The organism is Comamonas serinivorans, from assembly GCF_002158865.1.
Taxonomy (GTDB): domain Bacteria; phylum Pseudomonadota; class Gammaproteobacteria; order Burkholderiales; family Burkholderiaceae_C; genus Comamonas_E; species Comamonas_E serinivorans.
Genome location: NZ_CP021455.1, coordinates 3,420,699 through 3,438,067, shown reverse-complemented (window position 1 = coordinate 3,438,067; position 17,369 = coordinate 3,420,699). Strand labels below are relative to the sequence as shown.

The 17,369-nt window shown below is 67.5% G+C and carries 18 protein-coding genes and 1 tRNA gene; 13 read left to right on the top strand and 6 right to left on the bottom strand.

Annotated features, from left to right (window positions below; genetic code table 11):
* Positions 1-253 precede the first annotated feature (253 nt).
* Together CCO03_RS14620 and CCO03_RS14615 are read right to left on the bottom strand one after the other, a co-directional pair.
* Positions 254-859, bottom strand: a complete 606-nt coding sequence (locus CCO03_RS14620; protein ID WP_157667705.1) for a L,D-transpeptidase — start codon at positions 857-859, stop codon at positions 254-256.
* Positions 860-1,369: 510 nt separating this feature from the next.
* Positions 1,370-1,669, bottom strand: a complete 300-nt coding sequence (locus CCO03_RS14615; RefSeq protein WP_157667704.1) for a hypothetical protein — start codon at positions 1,667-1,669, stop codon at positions 1,370-1,372.
* Between the two features lie 253 nt (positions 1,670-1,922).
* On the opposite strand from CCO03_RS14615, the gene CCO03_RS14610 reads away from it, so the two are divergent.
* The 10 genes from CCO03_RS14610 (at position 1,923) to CCO03_RS14565 (ending at position 8,637) form a co-directional block, all read left to right on the top strand.
* Positions 1,923-2,723, top strand: a complete 801-nt coding sequence (locus tag CCO03_RS14610; RefSeq protein ID WP_236903856.1) for a hypothetical protein — start codon at positions 1,923-1,925, stop codon at positions 2,721-2,723.
* A gap of 325 nt (positions 2,724-3,048) precedes the next feature.
* The gene (locus tag CCO03_RS14605) at positions 3,049-3,321 is read left to right on the top strand and encodes a hypothetical protein (RefSeq protein WP_157667703.1); all 273 of its coding nucleotides are present in this window, start codon (positions 3,049-3,051) and stop codon (positions 3,319-3,321) included.
* A gap of 10 nt (positions 3,322-3,331) precedes the next feature.
* Positions 3,332-3,904 (top strand): PIN domain-containing protein, encoded by a 573-nt coding sequence (locus CCO03_RS14600; protein WP_157667702.1) that lies wholly within the window; start codon positions 3,332-3,334, stop codon positions 3,902-3,904.
* A 29-nt stretch (positions 3,905-3,933) separates the two neighbouring features.
* Complete coding sequence (gene hisC / locus CCO03_RS14595; RefSeq protein ID WP_418236028.1) at positions 3,934-5,043, top strand: histidinol-phosphate transaminase; 1,110 nt, start codon at positions 3,934-3,936, stop codon at positions 5,041-5,043.
* Positions 5,040-5,636, top strand: a complete 597-nt coding sequence (gene hisB, locus CCO03_RS14590) for an imidazoleglycerol-phosphate dehydratase HisB (protein ID WP_087282212.1) — start codon at positions 5,040-5,042, stop codon at positions 5,634-5,636. Before hisC ends, hisB begins: the two co-directional genes overlap by 4 nt.
* 48 nt (positions 5,637-5,684) lie before the next feature.
* On the top strand, positions 5,685-6,344 hold the full coding sequence (gene hisH, locus CCO03_RS14585; RefSeq protein WP_087282210.1) for an imidazole glycerol phosphate synthase subunit HisH: 660 nt from the start codon (positions 5,685-5,687) through the stop codon (positions 6,342-6,344).
* Between the two features lie 86 nt (positions 6,345-6,430).
* Entirely contained in the window at positions 6,431-7,174 is a 744-nt protein-coding gene (gene hisA, locus CCO03_RS14580) for a 1-(5-phosphoribosyl)-5-[(5-phosphoribosylamino)methylideneamino]imidazole-4-carboxamide isomerase (protein WP_087282208.1), read from the top strand.
* Between the two features lie 138 nt (positions 7,175-7,312).
* Complete coding sequence (locus tag CCO03_RS14575) at positions 7,313-8,005, top strand: glutathione S-transferase family protein (RefSeq protein WP_087282205.1); 693 nt, start codon at positions 7,313-7,315, stop codon at positions 8,003-8,005.
* Positions 8,006-8,131: 126 nt separating this feature from the next.
* A tRNA-Lys gene (locus CCO03_RS14570) sits at positions 8,132-8,207 on the top strand.
* Between the two features lie 61 nt (positions 8,208-8,268).
* Positions 8,269-8,637 (top strand): phage portal protein, encoded by a 369-nt coding sequence (locus CCO03_RS14565; RefSeq protein ID WP_236903854.1) that lies wholly within the window; start codon positions 8,269-8,271, stop codon positions 8,635-8,637.
* Between the two features lie 260 nt (positions 8,638-8,897).
* Here the strand turns inward: CCO03_RS14565 and CCO03_RS14560 are convergent, their stop codons facing one another.
* Positions 8,898-9,332, bottom strand: coding sequence for a transposase (locus tag CCO03_RS14560; RefSeq protein ID WP_087284738.1), 435 nt, complete (start codon positions 9,330-9,332; stop codon positions 8,898-8,900).
* Positions 9,333-9,358: 26 nt separating this feature from the next.
* On the opposite strand from CCO03_RS14560, the gene CCO03_RS14555 reads away from it, so the two are divergent.
* Positions 9,359-11,650 carry an IPTL-CTERM sorting domain-containing protein gene (locus CCO03_RS14555; RefSeq protein ID WP_157667701.1) on the top strand — a complete coding sequence of 764 codons (2,292 nt, stop codon included), beginning with the start codon at positions 9,359-9,361 and terminating at the stop codon, positions 11,648-11,650.
* Between the two features lie 263 nt (positions 11,651-11,913).
* Here the strand turns inward: CCO03_RS14555 and CCO03_RS14550 are convergent, their stop codons facing one another.
* From CCO03_RS14550 to CCO03_RS14540, 3 genes are all read right to left on the bottom strand, one after another.
* Positions 11,914-12,135, bottom strand: a complete 222-nt coding sequence (locus CCO03_RS14550) for a hypothetical protein (RefSeq protein WP_157667700.1) — start codon at positions 12,133-12,135, stop codon at positions 11,914-11,916.
* Positions 12,136-12,346: 211 nt separating this feature from the next.
* The gene (locus CCO03_RS14545) at positions 12,347-13,186 is read right to left on the bottom strand and encodes an oxidoreductase (RefSeq protein ID WP_087282201.1); all 840 of its coding nucleotides are present in this window, start codon (positions 13,184-13,186) and stop codon (positions 12,347-12,349) included.
* A 189-nt stretch (positions 13,187-13,375) separates the two neighbouring features.
* Positions 13,376-14,128 carry an enoyl-CoA hydratase/isomerase family protein gene (locus CCO03_RS14540; RefSeq protein WP_087282200.1) on the bottom strand — a complete coding sequence of 251 codons (753 nt, stop codon included), beginning with the start codon at positions 14,126-14,128 and terminating at the stop codon, positions 13,376-13,378.
* Between the two features lie 184 nt (positions 14,129-14,312).
* Between CCO03_RS14540 and CCO03_RS14535 the strand changes: the two genes are divergently transcribed.
* Positions 14,313-15,554, top strand: coding sequence for an ATP-binding cassette domain-containing protein (locus CCO03_RS14535; RefSeq protein WP_087282198.1), 1,242 nt, complete (start codon positions 14,313-14,315; stop codon positions 15,552-15,554).
* Positions 15,555-15,643: 89 nt separating this feature from the next.
* Positions 15,644-17,350, top strand: a complete 1,707-nt coding sequence (locus tag CCO03_RS14530; protein ID WP_157667699.1) for a hypothetical protein — start codon at positions 15,644-15,646, stop codon at positions 17,348-17,350.
* Positions 17,351-17,369 lie beyond the last annotated feature (19 nt).

Here is a 17,369-nt window from a genome sequence, read left to right as displayed (position 1 = left end):
GAAATTCAGACGCCGCCGTACCCGTTGCCGGGTACGCGATGCCATCGGGTTGAAGGCCATCTCTGCCCTGCGGCCGCGCCCATGTCAAGGGGGGCCGTTGCTCACGCCACCAAACCGGTCAACTGGACGCGTTGTGATGCAGCCGGGAACGGCTCGGGGCTGCCCGGTCGCTCATGCGCCCTGGTGCTTGGGGCGTTGAGCAGGCCGGCCGTCACGCGCTGAGCCTGGTGGCTCGATGTCGTCCCTCTCGGTGTCAGAGGCTGTCGCGCAAAAAGGGGTAGAGCGCCTCGCGCGTCTGCGACTCGGGCAGCACGTAGACCACGCCGGTCTGTTTGCCGAAGTGCGGCATCAGCACCTGTTCGTAAAACGCCACGGGGATGTTCACGCAGCCGAAGGAGATGCGGTTGTCGCTCACCGTGGGCGTGGCCAGGCGCTGGGTGCGGTTCTCGCGTGGCACATTGCGCACGCGGTGCATGGAGACGGCCGAGTCGTAGTCGATCCAGATCACGTCTTCGCCTTTGGTGTTGCGGCCGGGTTCGGTCACGAAGCGGCCCGCGGGCGTGATTTTCTCGTGCGGCTTCACCTGGGACAGGGGGCGGGTGCCGATGTCGTCCGGGGCCACGTCACCGGCCGCAGCGCCCACCAGCACCGCGCTGTCCCGCATGAGTTGGCCGCGTTCGTCGAAGACCCACAGGCGGGCGCGCGGCTTGTCGATGACGGCGAAGGGTTTGGCGAACACGTCGCGCGCGTTCGCCGCCGCGAGGGCGAAGCGCTGGATGTCTTCGGGCACTTGGGCCACGGCGGCGCTGGCCAGCACGGCTGACAGCCAAGCAACGCAGGTGCGGAAACGGATCGGCATGGAACCTCGGGCAAAACGGCGGTGGGCCCGAGGGTAGCGCAGCAAGGCGTTCTCCTCCAGCGTGGCGGTCATCAGGCCGTCAGGGTTTCGCGTAGGCGAGTCGGCGCAGCGTGGGTGCTGATCTGCATGGCGTGCGCCAGGTCGTGCAGGTGCGCGGGCATGTCCTGCATCGCAATCGCCCAGCTTGTCCATCTGCGTCAGGCCTGCAACGATTGCAAGGTGCGTCCGCCCATCACCACTGCGCTCGGCTAGCCCTGACTGCCTTGGCGCTGGCGAAGGGGTGGTTGTCCATGTCGATGGAGGCGGACACCGTGGCCGGTGTTGGCAGTATCCGTGATTTTCCGATGGTTTGAAAACGGGAAGGCGGTCATACCCCACATTGCCCATTGGTTGAGCGCCGCATGGCCGTGACGCGAGACCCGGCATCGACCGGGCCGGTGCTTGGGCTGCGCTGGCACAGGCCAGCTGACGGACCGGGCTGAGCCGCGCAGAGGGGTGTTCGGCTGCCGCTCAGTTGCGGTCTGCGCGCCGTGTGCGCGGGGCCGGTGCGGGCGACATGGGTTCGGTCACCCACATCACGGGCTGGCGTTCGCGGTGGACGCGCGGGGGCTCGGGAAAGGGGATGGGCGGCGGAATCACCACGCGCTTGGGGCGCACCTTGATGGGCGTGCCCACGGGGTTGAATTCGCCCGCATCGGGTTTTTGGGGGGAATTGGGGAACACGAGGTCGGAATTCTGGGCGTCTTCGGCCAGCGCGGCGCCGGACAGCACCAGGCCCATCAAGGCGGCAACGGTTGCAATTCTTTTCATCTTCTCTCCTCTTGGGGGATTGACTCCGGCCGGCCAATCGAGCTGCTTCGGGCGGCAATCGGGCCATTGTGCCGTGCATGGGGCGACCCGCGACACGCTTCACGCACTTTGGGGCTTCGCGCTGGCGCCTGGGCGCAACAATTTGTGTGTGGCGGGTGGCGCACAACCCCGGTTCGCGCAGGCCACAATGCGCGCAAGCGGCGGCTCGGTCGCCGCCCGCATCGCGCCCACGCAGGCGAGGAGGAGTCTTTTGGTGAACAAGCGTCCCCATTACAACTGGCCCATGTCGCCCGAGATCGAGCGGCGCCTGGGCAGCAGCTACGGTGCGCAGCGGGCGATTGCCGCCGATGGCCAGGTGCTGCTCATCCTGCACGCGCCGCCGCGGCCCGGGCAGCCGCGCGACCACGAGGTGTTCCTGCGCCTGCCCGCCGAGGGCAACGCGGCGCGGTGGATGTACGAGGGGCAGGATGGCGGCCAGCGCGAGCTCATGCGTTTGCTGGACGATTACGTCAAGATCCTGGAGCAGCTGGAGGCCCGCCATGAGCGGGCGCAGACGGCGTCGGAGCTGTTCACCATCATCGGGCCCTGCATCCCGCTGGCGCGTGCGGCGTCCAACATGCAGGCGGCACTGCAGGCCGCGCGCGATGCCGCGCCCGACGACCAGGGCCTGATCGACCAGCGCGACCGGGCGGTGGAGATTTCACGCGGGTTCGAGCTGCTGCTGGCCGACACGCGCATGGAGCTGGATTACCGGCTGGCGCTGGCGGCCGAGGAACAGACGCGCGCCACGCAGGAGGTGACGCTGGCGCAGCGCAAGCTCAACGTCATCGCCGCGCTGACCTTTCCCCTCATGGCGATCGGGGCCGCGCTGGGCATGAACCTGCACAGCGGCATCGAAGACGTGCAGGGCTGGGTGTTCTGGGCCGTGATCGCGGCCGGGGGCATGCTGGGCCTGATGATCAAGCGCTGGGTGGGCGGGCCCAGCGTGCGCGAAGCCCTGATCAGCCCACCGGTGGCCGCGTCCAAAGGCATCAGCGGCAAGCCCAGGCGCTGAGTTGCTCGGCCAGAGGGCAGGCCTGGCGAAGGTGCGGGGTCGACCATGACCCCGGGCTTGAAACGAGCGCCGGTGCGCAGCTGCCGCTGCCGTGCCCAGGTAGGTTCATGCGGTTCATGGGCACGACCGGCAAGGCACACCGTTCGTAAGTTGGCGAAGCACCGCGGCGTCGCGGTTGTCCGGATCTGCACCCTGCTGCTGTTTCACGCTGGATACGACTCATGCGGCGTTGCGCGGGCCCGGATCCAAGCGGGGCGTGCAAACCAGAGTGTTCAACTAGCGACACGAACTTCGTGCAACACGAAGTTCGTGTACCATGCGCACCATGAAGAACCTCACCATCACCGTGGACGACGCCGTGCTCGACTGGGCACGCGTGGAGGCGGCGCGGCGCGGCACCAGCGTGTCGCGCATGGTGGGCGAGGTGCTGGCCGATTTGCAGCGACGGGAGGACGCCTACGCGCGCGCCCACCAGTCCTGGCGCAACGAGGCGCGCGACTGGCAGGCCGGTGAGTCGACTGCAGCCATCTTGAAGGGCAGTATGCGGCAATCTCCGTTCATCGATGAACGGGAACTGGGCAATACTGCTGGTCAATGACATGATGGCCGTGACTGCCCCTGTGTTTGTGGACGCCAGTGTGCTGGTGGCGGCCGAGAACGCGCACGAACCGGCCCTGCAGGCCGCCTGCGTGGCGTGGCTGGACGCGCTGTGGGCTGCGCGCGCAGGCCGCGTGAGCCAGGACGAGCTGGTGCGCTTTTACGACGCCTGCACGCAGCAGGCGTCCCGACCCCTGCCGCAGGGCGATGCGCGAGCCGCCATTCGCCGCTACCAGACCTGGACGGCCTGGGCCCTGGACGCCGCCACGCTGGAAAGCGCCTGGGCGGTGCAGGCCCGGCTGGGTCTGCCGTTTTCGGCGTGTTTGACGGTGGCCGCGGCCCAGCACAGCGGGTGTGCCTGGCTGCTGTCGGTGTCGCTGGGTGCGCTGATGCAGGGCACGGGTGACCGCCGCGGGGCTGGCACAGACGCTGTGGCCGGCAGCTCGCCGACCGCATGGGTGGGCGTGTCGCCCGATGCGCCGGAGGGCGCCGGTGCCACCTTGGTCGACGCCACGCTGGCCGGCGTGCACGTGCTGAACCCGGCCCGTGTGTCACCGGCTCAGTGGCTGGACCGCCTGCGATGACGTCTCCCGCCGTTGGCACGGTCGCGGCCTTGCCCCCCACTGAACCGGTGCTCGCCACCGAGGCGGCGCTGGCGCGCATCCGCCCCGATGTGCGAGCCACGCAGGCCTATGCGGTGCAGGACGCGGCCAGCCTGCTCAAGCTGGATGCGATGGAGAACCCATACCCCTTGCCGCCCCTCTTGCGGGACGAGCTGGGCCGGCGCCTGGGGCGCGTGGCCCTGAACCGCTATCCCGGGGCCGATGCGCAGGCGCTGCGCGACCGCCTGGGCCAATGGACGGGGCTGCCGGCGGGGTGGGGCGTGGTGCTGGGCAATGGGTCGGACGAGCTGATCTCGCTCCTGGCCGTGGCCTGCGCCCGGCCGGACGCCCAGGTGTTGGCGCCAGAGCCCGGTTTCGTCATGTACGGGGTGAGCGCCCGGCTGGCCGGCCTGGGTTTTCAGGGCGTGCCGCTGAACGCCGATTTCTCGCTCGATGTGCCGGCCATGCGGGCCGCCATCGCGACGCACCGCCCGGCGCTGGTCTACCTCGCCTACCCCAACAACCCCACGGCCAACCTGTGGGCGGCCGAGGCGGTGCGGGCCGTGATCGCCGCGCAGGCCGGGCAGGGCCTGGTGGTGGTGGACGAGGCCTACCAGCCGTTCGCCGCGCACAGCTGGCTCGACGAGGCCCGCGCCAACCCCGCGGCCAACGCCCACGTGCTGGTGCTGCGCACGCTGAGCAAGTTCGGCCTGGCCGGGGCGCGCCTGGGCTATGCCCTGGGACCCGCCGCGCTGATCGCCGAGCTTGACAAGGTGCGCCCGCCTTACAACGTGAGCAGCCTGAACGCCGAGTGCGCGCAGTTCGCGCTGGACCATGCCGACACCTTCGCGCGTCAGGCGCAAGCCATCCGCGCCTCGCGCGACGAGCTGCTGCAGACCCTTGCGACCCTCCCCGACGTGACCGTGTTTCCCAGCGAGGGCAACATGGTGCTGATCCGGGTGCCCGATGCGCAAAAAACCTTCGATGGCTTGCGCGCCCAGGGCATCCTGATCAAGAACGTTTCTACAATGCACCCTCTGCTGGCGCAGTGCCTGCGCCTGACGGTGGGCACACCGGACGACAACCGGCGCATGCTGGCCGCCTTGCAAACGAGTTTATGAACGCCCCGCGCACCGCAACGATTTCCCGCAACACGGCGGAGACCCGCATCACCGTCAGCCTGAACCTGGACGGCACCGGCCAGGCCAGGCTCGCCACCGGCATCGGCTTTTTCGACCACATGCTCGACCAGATCGCGCGCCATGGCCTGATCGACCTGGACGTGCAGTGCGAGGGCGACCTGCACATCGATGGCCACCACACGGTGGAGGACGTGGGCATCAGCATCGGGCAGGCGCTGGCTCAGGCAGTGGGCGACAAAAAGGGCCTGCGACGCTATGGCCATGCTTACGTGCCTCTGGATGAAGCCCTGTCGCGGGTGGTGATCGACCTCTCGGGTCGGCCCGGCCTGCACATGGATGTGCAGTTCACGGCCGGCATGGTCGGCGCCTTCGACACCCAACTGGCCTTCGAGTTTTTCCAGGGTTTTGTGAACCATGCCGGCGCCACCGTGCACATCGACAACCTCAAGGGCATGAACGCGCACCACCAGTGCGAAACCATCTTCAAGGCCTTTGCCCGCGCGCTGCGCGTGGCGCTCGAGATCGACCCGCGTGCCGCCGGCGTCATCCCCTCCACCAAGGGTGTGCTTTAAACCAACCGCTTCCTGCCCTTGCCTCGCTTGGTGCAAGCGAATCCAGCTATGAATTCCAGTGTGAACAAGACCGTGGCCGTGGTCGACTACGGCATGGGCAACCTGCGCTCGGTGGCGCAGGCGGTTCTGCATGCGGCCCAGGACACGGGGGTGTCCGTGGTCATCACCGACCAGGCCCAGGCCGTGCGCGACGCCCACCGCGTGGTGCTGCCCGGGCAGGGGGCCATGCCCGATTGCATGGCCGAGCTGCGCCGCTCCGGCCTGCTCGAGTCGGTGCTGGACGCCGCCGCCAACAAGCCGCTGTTCGGTGTCTGTGTCGGCATGCAGATGCTGCTCGACCATTCGGAAGAGGGCGACACGCCGGGGTTGGGCCTGATCCGCGGTCAGGTCAAGCGTTTCGACCTGGCCGGCCGCACCCAGCCCGACGGCAGCCGCTACAAGGTGCCGCAGATGGGCTGGAACCGCGTGCGCCAGTCGCGCCCGCATGCCGTGTGGGGCCAGGTGCCCGACCACAGCTGGTTCTACTTCGTGCACAGCTATTTCGCCCAGCCCCTTGACGCCGCGCAAAGCGTGGGCGAGGCGGATTACGGCGGCTGGTTCACGGCTGCGGTTGCGCGTGATAATGTTTTCGCCACCCAGTTCCACCCCGAGAAAAGCGCGGCACAAGGCCTGGCCCTGTACCGCAACTTCCTGCACTGGAATCCGTAGGCGCCTGGCCGCCCTCTGCGGCGCACGGCGTCTGACTTGCCACCCCTTCCTTCGGGCCTTTTTGCTGCCTTGGCCCCTGCCACATCATGCTGTTGATTCCCGCCATTGACCTCAAAGACGGCCATTGTGTTCGCCTCAAACAAGGCGACATGGACCAAGCGACCACCTTCAGCGAGGCCCCTGCTGACATGGCCGCACACTGGCTGGACAAGGGCGCGCGTCGCCTGCACCTGGTGGACCTGAACGGGGCCTTTGCCGGCAAGCCGCAGAATCTGCCCGCCATCAAGGCCATCTTGAAGGAAGTCGGCAGCGAGATCCCGGTGCAGCTCGGCGGCGGCATCCGCGACCTGGACACCATCGAGCAGTACATCGACGCCGGCATCGAGTACGTCATCATTGGCACCGCGGCCGTGAAGAACCCCGGTTTCCTCAAGGACGCCTGCACCGCGTTCGCTGGCCACATCATCGTGGGTCTGGACGCCAAGGACGGCAAGGTGGCCACCGATGGCTGGAGCAAGCTGACCGGCCACGAGGTGGTGGAGCTGGCCCAGCGCTTTGCCGACTGGGGCGTCGAGTCCATCATCTACACCGACATCGGCCGCGATGGCATGCTGTCGGGCATCAACATGGAGGCCACGATCCGCCTGGCCCAGGCCTTGCCCATCCCCGTGATCGCCTCGGGCGGTCTGTCGAACATGGCCGACATCGAGGCGCTGTGCGCAGCCGAGTCGGAAGGCATCGAAGGCGTGATCTGCGGCCGCGCGATCTACTCGGGTGACCTCGACTTCGCCGCCGCCCAGGCCCGTGCCGACCTGCTGAGCAAGGCGTGACAGACGCCGGCTGTTGGCCTGCGTGAAGGGCAGTATGCCCCGGTTGCCGTTTAATCATGAACGGAAACCGGGGCATACTGCTTTTGATGGAGCCTCAGGGCAAGCTGCCACAATGAGGGGTTCAGAAGGAGTCACGTCATGCTTGAGCTGGTCATCGGCAACAAGAACTACTCGTCCTGGTCCATGCGCCCCTGGGTGGTGCTGACGCAGGCCGCCATCCCGTTCACCGAGCGCAAGCTGCGCTTCGATGGGTTCGAGCCCGACTCGGCCTTCAAGCGCGCCATCACGGCCATTCATCCCGCCGGCTGTGTGCCGGTGCTCATCGACGGCCCGCTGGTCATCGCCGACACGCTGGCCATCTGCGAATACCTGGCCGAGCAGTTTCCCGACCGGCAGCTGTGGCCGGCCGAGTCCGCCGCACGCGCCCAGGCGCGCAGCGCCGTGGCCCAAATGCACAGCGGTTTTGGCGGCCTGCGCAGCGCCTTGCCCATGAACATCGAAGCGCAGTTGCCCGAGGTGGGCGCGCGCCTGCTGGCCAGCGACGAACGCCTGCGCGCCGACCTGGCGCGCTTGTTCGGCTTGTGGCGCAGTCTGCTCGAGCGCTCCGGCGGCCCCTTGCTGTTCGGCGCCTTCAGCGTGGCCGACGCGTTCTACGCGCCGGTGGTGATGCGCCTGCTGAGCTACGGCGTTCCCGTGCCGGACGACCTGCGGGGCTATGTGCAGGCCGTGCAGCAGCAGCCCGGCGTGCAGGCCTGGGTGCGCGACGCGCTGAGCGAACACGATTTCATCGCCTTTGAAGAGCCGTATCGGCAGGCGCCCGCCAAGGCGTGAGCGCGGGGCCTCTCGCGATCTGGCGATGGCGTGTGCGAAAAAAGTTGAGTGATTTGCGCACAACCCAAAAACGGTGCTATACTCTCAGCTTCTTTGATCGATGCAGCAATTGATCTGCACCGCAAAGGGCTCTTAGCTCAGTTGGTAGAGCAGCGGACTCTTAATCCGTAGGTCGAGTGTTCGAGTCACTCAGGGCCCACCAGTTTTAAGCCTTCGGGCACTTAGCGCCATTGCTACTCTTGATGTAGCAATGGCGTTTTTGTTTGCGCACCCGCTCCCAGCGCCTGCGCGCCGCCCCTGCGGCGTCGGCCATGGCTGCGTACGACGGGGCGTCGGCGCAAGACCTGTCGCTGATGGACTGGAACTCGGTCGCCGGCAGTGCCGACGCCGATCTGCTGCCCGACCTGCGCAGCCTCACTGCCCGCTCGCGCGATCTGGACCGCAACAACGGCATCATGGCCGGCGGCATGCAGACGCTGCGCGACAACATCGTCGGCAACACACTGCGCCTGTCCACCGCGCCCGACTATCGCTTGCTGGGCAAGACCATCGACTGGGCGCTGGAGTGGGGCCACGTCACCGAGGCCAAATTCCGCTCGTGGGCCGACAGCACAGAGGTGGCCGCACGCTGAACTTGCTGAGCATGTCGCGGCAGGTGCTGGGCGGGGCCATGCGCATCGGCCATGAAGTCGCAGCGCCAGCCCTGGTTGCGTTGGCCAGCGGCCTGCAGTGACTGTTTGATGCGCGCGGGCAGCCGGTTCGGTTGAGCGCCATGTAACAGCCCGATAGCGCAGGGCGGAGCGGGCGATGCCGCTGGCCTGGCAAGCACGTCGCTCGCTCATGCCATGCTCACCCACGAGGGTTTGAACGACCATCTCGCGACGCTCCGGGGTCAGAGCTTTCGATCAACGACATCTTTGAGCGCGTGGTGCATCAGCGCCAGGTCAGCGTACATGCGCTTGAGCTTGGCGTTCTCGTCCTGCAGTTGGCGAAGCTGCGCCAGGTGAGACACCGTCATGCCCGCGAACTGGCTTTTCCACTTGTCGTACGTCGGTTCGCTGATGCCGTGCTTTCTGCACGCCTCACTGACCTTGGCACCCATCTCAACTTCTTTGAGGATGCCCACTATCTGGGCTTCGCTGAATCTGGATTTCTTCACGTAGAGACTCCTGCTGGGGGAATTCTCTACTTCCGGGCGGTCCAGGTTTTCGAGGGACTTCAAGGGGCAATTCACCTGCACTGCTGTGTGAAGCACCGGTCTGGAGACCGATTGCTGGGCAATGGCGAATGCGTTTTTGGTCAGCTCCCTTGGGTTATATTTTTTCATTCATTGACAATTGGGTGAGGCTTTTCATGCGTGATTCATTCGTCTGCCTACAGTGGCTCGCCGTGGGTTGCCTTGCCACAGCCTGGAGCGCTGGGGCAGCTGCCCAGCAGGCGCCTGTGCTGGACCTCAACTCGGCCGATGTGGTCTATCCGCTGATCGAGAATGGCGACTTCACCAACACCAGCACATGGTCGGCAACGGGCAAATGGACCTATGGTGGCGCAGCCACCACCACGCCCACCTATGTCCTGCCAACACCCGACAACCCAGGGCCGCACGGGCTGAATGCCCCTCATGTCGATGGTTGGCAATCGGGCCCCAGTGTGCTGGGCGGCGTGCGTGTGCAGGTAGACATCCTGTGGACCGATGGTGCAGGTCCCAGCAGCTTTCAGAATGTATTGCGCATCAATGTGGGGGGTACAACGTACGCCACCATCGCCTCGTCCAATGGCGTGGGGACCACAGCCACCGTCACCTACGCTCCTGGCATCGTGGGGAACCTCACCACGCTGACCGCAGGGACCACATCGACGTTGGTGCTCGAGCTGCCCTCCACGATTTCCAGCAACGCCAACCTGGAGTTCAGCTACACCGCGCCCGAATCAGCCTCATCCGACATCTTCCGACTGGACAACGTGTCGGCACAAGCGTTTCGCGACACCTCGCCGGGGCGTGACCTGACTGAACGGTACGACCAAGGCAGTGTGCCCATCGGCCTGCTGGGCCCTGAGGCCAGCGTTCGCGATCCGGATGGCACCACTTTGCAGAGCGCCACCGTGGTCTTCACCAATCCGCAGGCCGGTGATGTGCTGCTGCTGAATGGCACACCCATGATGACGGGCAGCTCGGGCATGGCCAACGGCATTGCCTACAGCGTGTCTGCCGGGCCGACCGTCAGTTTTACCGGGGCCGGCAGCCACGCCGCATACATTGGTGCATTGAAGGGGTTCACATTTCAGGCGACGGCAGCCAGTCCCAGCCCGGTCCCGCGCATCATCAGTTTTGTGGTGAATGACGGGGTGAACCCATCCAACGTGGCGCGGTCCGTGATCACGGTCAACGCCAGTCCTGTGGCCACAGACAACGTCAAGGCCATCCTCAGCGACCACAGCAGCCTCGTCACCGGCAACCTCCTGACCGATGACGACGGCTTTGGCGTCGACAGCGATCCCAATGGCGATGCGTTCACGTTCACCACCGTGAATGGCACGGCGGTCTTGCCCGGCACGGCACTGACCGGCAGTTACGGCGCCTGGGTGTTCAACCCCGATGGCAGCTACACCTACCAACTGGACACCGCCAACCCAGCCGTGATGGGCTTGGCGCAGGGCCAAGTGCTGGAAGACACGGTCACCTACCGCATTTCTGAGCGCGGTGCCTCGGTCAAAAACGTGTCGTTTGAGACCGACTTCACCCCATCGCCCACTGATGGCTGGGTAGCGATCGGTGCAAGGTTCGGGGACGAGAACACCACGGACTTCAACCAACGGTTCATCGCATCGCCCGACGGGGGGCGCTTTGTGATGATCCAAGGCAATGGCTATGACCCACTTGGCTCGAGCGGCGTCATTCAGCAAAACGTGTCTGGTTTGATCATCGGCGCCACGTATCAGCTTCGCTTTTACCAAACCATCGCCAACCAAGGCGAATACCCCAACCGGTCGGGGTTCGTGCGGACGACTTTCGGCCACGACGTCGTGGACAGCCCAACACTGACGCCGCCCGCTGCAGGCACCGCTGCGCCCTGGCAGTTGGTGACGCACACCTTCACCGCCACGTCCACGACCCAGTTGCTGGAGCTGCGGGGCGTTCCAGTGGGCACGCAGGGCTGGTCGCAGTTGGTGGTGGATGGCGTGACGCTTGATCTCATCAACGGCACCCCTTTGTTTGGTGAGGCCACGGCCAAGATCACCATCAGCCCCGTTCCCCTTGTCAATGCCCCGCCCGTGTCGCAAAACGGCGCCGCCAGCACCCCCAACAACCAGCCACTGACGAGCACCTTGCCTGCGGCCACAGACCCCGATGGGGACCCCATCACCTACGCCCAGGGCGCCACCCAGCCTGCCCACGGGGCAGTCGTGGTCAATGCAGACGGCAGCTACACCTACACGCCCACGTCGGGCTACGAGGGCCCCGACAGCTTCAGCTTCATCGTGAGCGACGGTCGAGGGGGCACCAGCGAATACACCGTGAGCATCACCGTGCTGCCGGCTGTGCTTCCTGTGATCGCGCCCGTACCTACACTCAGCACCTGGATGCTGCTGTGTCTTTCCAGCCTGCTCGGGCTGTGGGGCATGCGCCGTACCCGCCAAGGCTGACATGAGAAGGCTCCCTGAATCTCTGGCCCCGAACTATCGCCATCTTTGAGGGTAGGGCCTTCTTGCGAATGGGACGGGGCTGGGAACACGGGGTCAACATCACCCGGAACGATTCAGCCAGGTTCCGAGTTCGGACAGGTCCATCCTGAAGCAGTTCTTGGAGACGGCCTGGCGGGCACCGAGGAGACTGGGAGGCTACCGCTTATGCGGTACAGGGCTTTGTCCACGACGCCGAAATCGTCACCCGGGCCTTCCGTGCCTGCTCAGCCCTGGTGCAACGCCTCGCGGATGTGGCGTTTGGCCAGTCTCAGGGCGACGGCGTCGGCTTCGTCCTGGCTGGCGCAGGCTTGAGGGTGGCTGATCGGAGGCCAGTTCTCACCGCGGCCCATGTGACGCAGGGTGGCGTGCGGCCACCATTGGCCGGGTGTGTCGGCGCGCTGTTTGGAGTCCGGCGTGATGCTCACGCCCATGTACGGGATGCTCATGGGTGACGAAGGGAAGGGTCGCGTTGCCGCCATTGTCCCTGGCGTGGCCTGGCTGGCGGGTCAGCTCGCGTGAGCGGCATCGTCAGGCAGCCCGTTGCGCTGGTGGGGCATGCAGACTGGCGCGGCGGCTTGGCCTCATGGCCGACGCCCGGGTGGCCCAACGCCCCACATCCCCCGACTGTCCGATGCGCCGCGTCCGGTTCTGAGCCGTTCAATCCGTGAAGTCGGTGGCCTCGCTGACGCCGCGCCATTGCTCGATCTCGGCCAGCGACCGCTCCAGGCGCTGTTTCACCAGGCTGACCGAGGTGCCGCCGAGCAGCAGGTGGTGCGGGGGCTGGGCGCTTTGCACGGCCTGGACGATGGCTTCCACGGCCTTCTCGGGGTCGCCATCTTGGTGGCCGGCACGCTGTGCCGTGAGGGCCATGCGCGCGGCGGCGGTGTCGCGGTAGTCGGCGATGGCCGAGGGGGTGACGGCGAGCGAGCGCCCCGCCCAGTCGGTGCGAAACGGGCCCGGCGCGACGCAGGTGACGTGGATGCCCAGCGGCCTCACCTCGGCGGCCAGGGCGTCCGACCAGCCTTCGACGGCGTGCTTGCTGGCGGCGTAGTACCCCATGCCGGGCGAGCCGATGAAGCCGGCCACCGAGGTGACGTTGACGATGTGGCCCGCGCGCTGCGCGCGCAGATGGGGCAGCACGGCGCGGGTGAGGGCGAACAGCCCGAAGCAGTTGACCTCGAACTGCTGGCGGATGGCGTCGTCGTCGCCTTCCTCGACGCTGGACTGGTAGCCATAGCCGGCGTTGTTGACCAGCACGTCGATGCGGCCGAAGTGCGCCAGGGCCGCACCCACCGCGGCCTGGATCTGGGCCGGCTCGCTCACATCCAGGTCGAGCAGGAGCAGGCGGTCGCCGGGCGTCAGCCCCACGTCGCGGGTGGTGAGGTGGCGGCCGGTGGCCACCACGCGCAGGCCGTGGCGCAGCGCGCAGTGCACCAGCGCGAGGCCAAAGCCCGCCGTGCTGCCGGAGATGAACCAGACAGGCGCTTGGGTCGTCATGGGATGCTCCTGTAAGAATGGACGCGACCAGTATGGGTCGAATGCGGTTTTCTTTAAAACGAGAAATGGACCATACTGGCTCTAAGGTGATTCAAGGCACCTGGTGCGGGGCCCAGACGCCAGGCCTGTCGGCGCTTGGCCCATCGCAACGGGCCGGCGATGCGTCAAGCCCCGAACGGGCACGGCCGTTCACGAGACCTTGGCGGTCTTGTTGCTGAAGGCGGCGATGCGCTCTTGCATGTCAGGGCCGCGGCCCTTGCTGCGGTGGATTTCGTAGGACAGGCCGGCCGCCAGGGGCAGGCCGTCGGTTTCCTTCAGCAGGGCCTTGTTGGCGCGGTGGCTGAACCACGAGTTGGCCAGGATCTGCTGGCCGAGCTTGTCGATCTCGGCGTCGAAGTCGGCCAGGGGCACGCAGAAGTTGGCCAGGTTCATGGCCACGGCCTCTTGCGCCGTGTAGGTTCTGGCGGTGAACATCATCTCGCTGGCCTTGGCCAGGCCCACGCGGCGCGGCAGGCGCTGGCTCATGCCCCACACCGGCGTCAGCGACCATTTGGCGTGCGTGTCGGCAAACTTGGCGTTGTCGGCCGCCAGGATCAGGTCACCGGCCAGCGCCAGCTCCAGCGCGCCCGTGTAGCAGTGGCCATGCACGGCGCTGATGACGGGCTGGGGCAGGTTGGCCAGGGCTTCGATGGTGTCGGCCTGGAAGCTGGGCTTGGGTGGTTTTTCGCCCACAGCGATGTCGGCCAGGTCGTGTCCGGCCGAGAAGCATTTGCCCGCGCCGCGCAGCACCACCACGCCCACGCGCTCGGTCTGTTCGGCGATCTGCAGCACGTGGTCGCGCAGCTCGGTGAACAGGGCCACGTTCAGCGCATTGAGTTTGTCGGGGCGGTTCAGGGTCAGGATGGTCAGGCCGTTGCGGTCTTCACGGGTCACGAGGGGCATGCGGAGTCTCCTTGGGTTGCAGGGGCCGGTCCAGGCCGGCATGGTGCAAGCCTGCCCGAATTGCGGGGATCCCGCGATCACCTGTGTGCGCACGCGGGCGCGCCTGCATGGCGACTTCACACAGGCTTCGCAGGGCCCAGGCATGCTGAGGGGCTCGGTTACAGTGCCCGGAGGAGAGGACCACATGAACGCAAGCCACGGGCCAGCGCCCGACGACCTGGCCGCCTGGGGCGCGGCGGTGCTGACGGCGGTGGACAACCGCGAATGGCACACGGCCTGGAATGGCGTGCTGGATGCGGCCACGCCGCTGGCGGCGCCGGCGCAGCGGGCGGTGCTGCAGCGGCTGGACGAATGGGACGCGCTGGAGGCGGGCGACGAGGGCCGCCGGCAGGCGGTGCTGCGCCAGGCCTGGCAAGGCCTGCAGGGCGAACTGACCGCCAATGTGATGGGCGCCAGTGCGCTGGATGCGCAGGACTGGGACAGGGACTGGGACCGAGACGGTCCGGCGGCCGACCGCGACGGATCGGTGGCCCGCTATGTGCAGGCCCGTGGCTTGACCAAGGCCTACGCGCGCGGCGGCTTCAAGCTGGGGCCGGTGGACGTGCGCGTGAACCCCGGCGAGATCCTGGGTCTGGTGGGCGAGAACGGCAACGGCAAGACCACGCTGCTGCGCATGCTGGCGGCCGACCTGCAGGCCGACGCCGGCAGCCTGGACTGGGGCTGCGACGCCCGTGACGTGCACCGCCTGCGCAGCCAGCTGATCTACATCCCGCAGCGGCCGCCCAAATGGGGCGGGCGCCTGCTCGATCACCTGGCCTTTGCGGCGCGCAGCCATGGCGTGACGGGCGAGCGCCTGCACACGCTGGTGCAGCTGGTCATCGCGCGCCTGGGCTTGCGGGCCTTCCGCGGCCACGCGTGGCGGCAGCTGTCCTCGGGCTACAAGATGCGGTTTGAACTGGCGCGTGCGCTGTTGTGCGCGCCGCGCGTGCTGCTGCTGGATGAGCCGCTGGCCAACCTGGACATCAACGCCCAGCAGACCCTGCTGACCGACCTGCGCGACATGGCGCGGTCGCCGTGGCAGCCGCTGGCGCTGCTGCTCAGCTCGCAGCAGCTGTACGAGGTCGAAAAGATCGCCGACCAGGTGCTGTTCCTCGAGCAGGGCCAGCCGCGCCACGTGGCCGAGCGCTTTGCGCAGATGGCCGGCAGCGCGATCGAGTTCGAGTCGCCCTTGAGTGGCGCGGCGCTGGCGGCCAAGCTGGCCGGGTTGCCCGCGCACGAGCTCGCGCACAGCGGCGAGACCCGCATCATCAGCTTCCACGTTGCCTTCGACGCCAGCGCCTTCCTGCGCCACGCGGTCGAGGTGGGGCTGCCGCTGAGCTACTTCCGCGACATCACGCGTTCCACCCGCCGCCTGTTCGTGCGTTGAGCCGCATGAGGTGAGCGGGTATGCCGATGTTGCCGATGTGGATGCATTGAAAAGCAATGCATACCCCCTGAATTATGGAGAGGATGGCCATGAAACACCTGCTGCTTGCCTGGGATGACGCGGTGCTGCAGCGCAGCCCCGTGCTGTGGCAGCTGCGCCTGCACCGCTGTGTGCCGCTGGCCCTGGGGGTGCTGCTGGCGTGGGCGCTGACCATGGGGCTGCTGGCCGACCCGGCGCGCTGGCTGGGTGCCGATGGGGGCACCGACATCGAGCGCCACAACACGCCGGAAAGCCAGGCGCTGCAGGTGATGTTCGTCACCTGGCTGGTGCTGGGCCTGCTGCAGGCGCTGGGGTGGCTGGTCAGCGCCCGCGTGCACAACCGCTGGCGAGACCACCTGCCCGCAGGCCGGTTTGCGCTGTGGCGCGAATGGCTGCTGGGCGCCATGCTGTGCGCGCTGCTGCTGGCGCCCCTGGTGCTGCAGGACCGCGTTTACCGCGGGCTGACCGCAGCGCGCTGGCTGCAGGCGACGCACGGCGTGCCGGTGGACCCGCAGCGGCAGGAGAGCCTGCGCGAGCGGGTGGCGCTGCTCGAAGCCCTGGTGGCGCCTGCCAACGCGCCGTTCGTGCCCCACTGGGACGCGGTGGCCGATCTGCCGGGCACCACGGCCAGGATGACCAACTCCGATGGCCTGTCCCCCACGCTGCTTGCCCTGCGCCTGCTCAAGCACGGCCAGGTCGACACCATCGCGCAGCAGATTGCCGAGCACGCCCAGCTGCTGCAGGCCGTGGGCTATGTGGCGGCCGAAGGGGGCAGCGCACGCACGCAGGCACAGGCCCTGGTGCAGGCCTATCGCAACCACCTGAACGCCTACCAGGCCCTGTGGCAAGCGGAAGAGGCGCGCCAGGCCAAGGCCATGGCGGAGGCTGTGGCGTCGACCAGTGCCCCCTCGAATGCCGGTGCGCACAGCGGTTCGTCGCGGGCCTCGTCCGATGTGGCAGCTGCAACGGCTGAGGCAGCCGAGCTGGCGGCCGGTGGCGAGGGGCAGCTGACCCGCAGCCAGTCCGAGGCTCGCGATGTGCTGGACCGTTGCGACACGCGCTACGCGGCCCATCGCCGCGATGTCGGCGTGGACACGCCCGCCCCCGAGGCCTGCCTGCACGCCCTGGCGGCCTTGCCCGACGCCATGCGCCTGGGCTGGCTCAACCAGCAAACCGACCGCATGGACCTGGCACGCCACGCCCGGTGGGTGCACCCGCGCCACGGCCAGGCCGTGTACCCCTACGAAACCCAGCACCTGCAGAAACTGCCCCGCGCCGACGATACGCCGCGCAGCCCCCTGCTGGCGCTGGCCCACAGCCTGGCTGAGTTGGCGGTGTGGGCCTTGTGTTGCGCCTTGGCCTTGCTCGCCATCCGCTTGCTGACCTGGGGCCAGCTGGCCTTGCTGAGTGCCTCGCTGGTGCTGCTGCTGACGCTGGGCGTCTGGCTCAGTGCCGTGGGCCTGCGCGGAAGCTTGGCGCCCGCGCTGCTCGGTCTGCCCCTGCTGGGCCTGGGGCTGTGGCGCGTGTGGCGCGGCCGGCCCTGGGGCACCCACCTCTGCCTGGGCGGCGGACTGGCCGTGATGCTGCTGGTGCTGAGCCAGGCGCTGGACAGCCTGGGCAGCAGCCTGACCGGGCGCCACACCAGCGAGGTCGTTCGGTGGCTGTGGGGCGCGCCCGCTTACGCGCTGTGCCTGGTGGCGCTGATGGCCGCGCTGGCGCCCGCGTGGCGGCGATGGCGCAGCCTGGCCGAGCGCTGAGCCGCCTGTCGGTCACCAC

Coding starts and splice junctions, on each gene's coding strand:
- CCO03_RS14620 (WP_157667705.1), bottom strand. CDS start 859: ATGCCGATCCGTTTCCGCACCTGCGTTGCTTGGCTGTCAGCCGTGCTG.
- CCO03_RS14615 (WP_157667704.1), bottom strand. CDS start 1,669: ATGAAAAGAATTGCAACCGTTGCCGCCTTGATGGGCCTGGTGCTGTCC.
- CCO03_RS14605 (WP_157667703.1), top strand. CDS start 3,049: ATGAAGAACCTCACCATCACCGTGGACGACGCCGTGCTCGACTGGGCA.
- hisB (WP_087282212.1), top strand. CDS start 5,040: ATGAACGCCCCGCGCACCGCAACGATTTCCCGCAACACGGCGGAGACC.
- hisH (WP_087282210.1), top strand. CDS start 5,685: ATGAATTCCAGTGTGAACAAGACCGTGGCCGTGGTCGACTACGGCATG.
- hisA (WP_087282208.1), top strand. CDS start 6,431: ATGCTGTTGATTCCCGCCATTGACCTCAAAGACGGCCATTGTGTTCGC.
- CCO03_RS14575 (WP_087282205.1), top strand. CDS start 7,313: ATGCTTGAGCTGGTCATCGGCAACAAGAACTACTCGTCCTGGTCCATG.
- CCO03_RS14560 (WP_087284738.1), bottom strand. CDS start 9,332: ATGAAAAAATATAACCCAAGGGAGCTGACCAAAAACGCATTCGCCATT.
- CCO03_RS14555 (WP_157667701.1), top strand. CDS start 9,359: ATGCGTGATTCATTCGTCTGCCTACAGTGGCTCGCCGTGGGTTGCCTT.
- CCO03_RS14550 (WP_157667700.1), bottom strand. CDS start 12,135: ATGAGCATCCCGTACATGGGCGTGAGCATCACGCCGGACTCCAAACAG.
- CCO03_RS14545 (WP_087282201.1), bottom strand. CDS start 13,186: ATGACGACCCAAGCGCCTGTCTGGTTCATCTCCGGCAGCACGGCGGGC.
- CCO03_RS14540 (WP_087282200.1), bottom strand. CDS start 14,128: ATGCCCCTCGTGACCCGTGAAGACCGCAACGGCCTGACCATCCTGACC.
- CCO03_RS14535 (WP_087282198.1), top strand. CDS start 14,313: ATGAACGCAAGCCACGGGCCAGCGCCCGACGACCTGGCCGCCTGGGGC.
- CCO03_RS14530 (WP_157667699.1), top strand. CDS start 15,644: ATGAAACACCTGCTGCTTGCCTGGGATGACGCGGTGCTGCAGCGCAGC.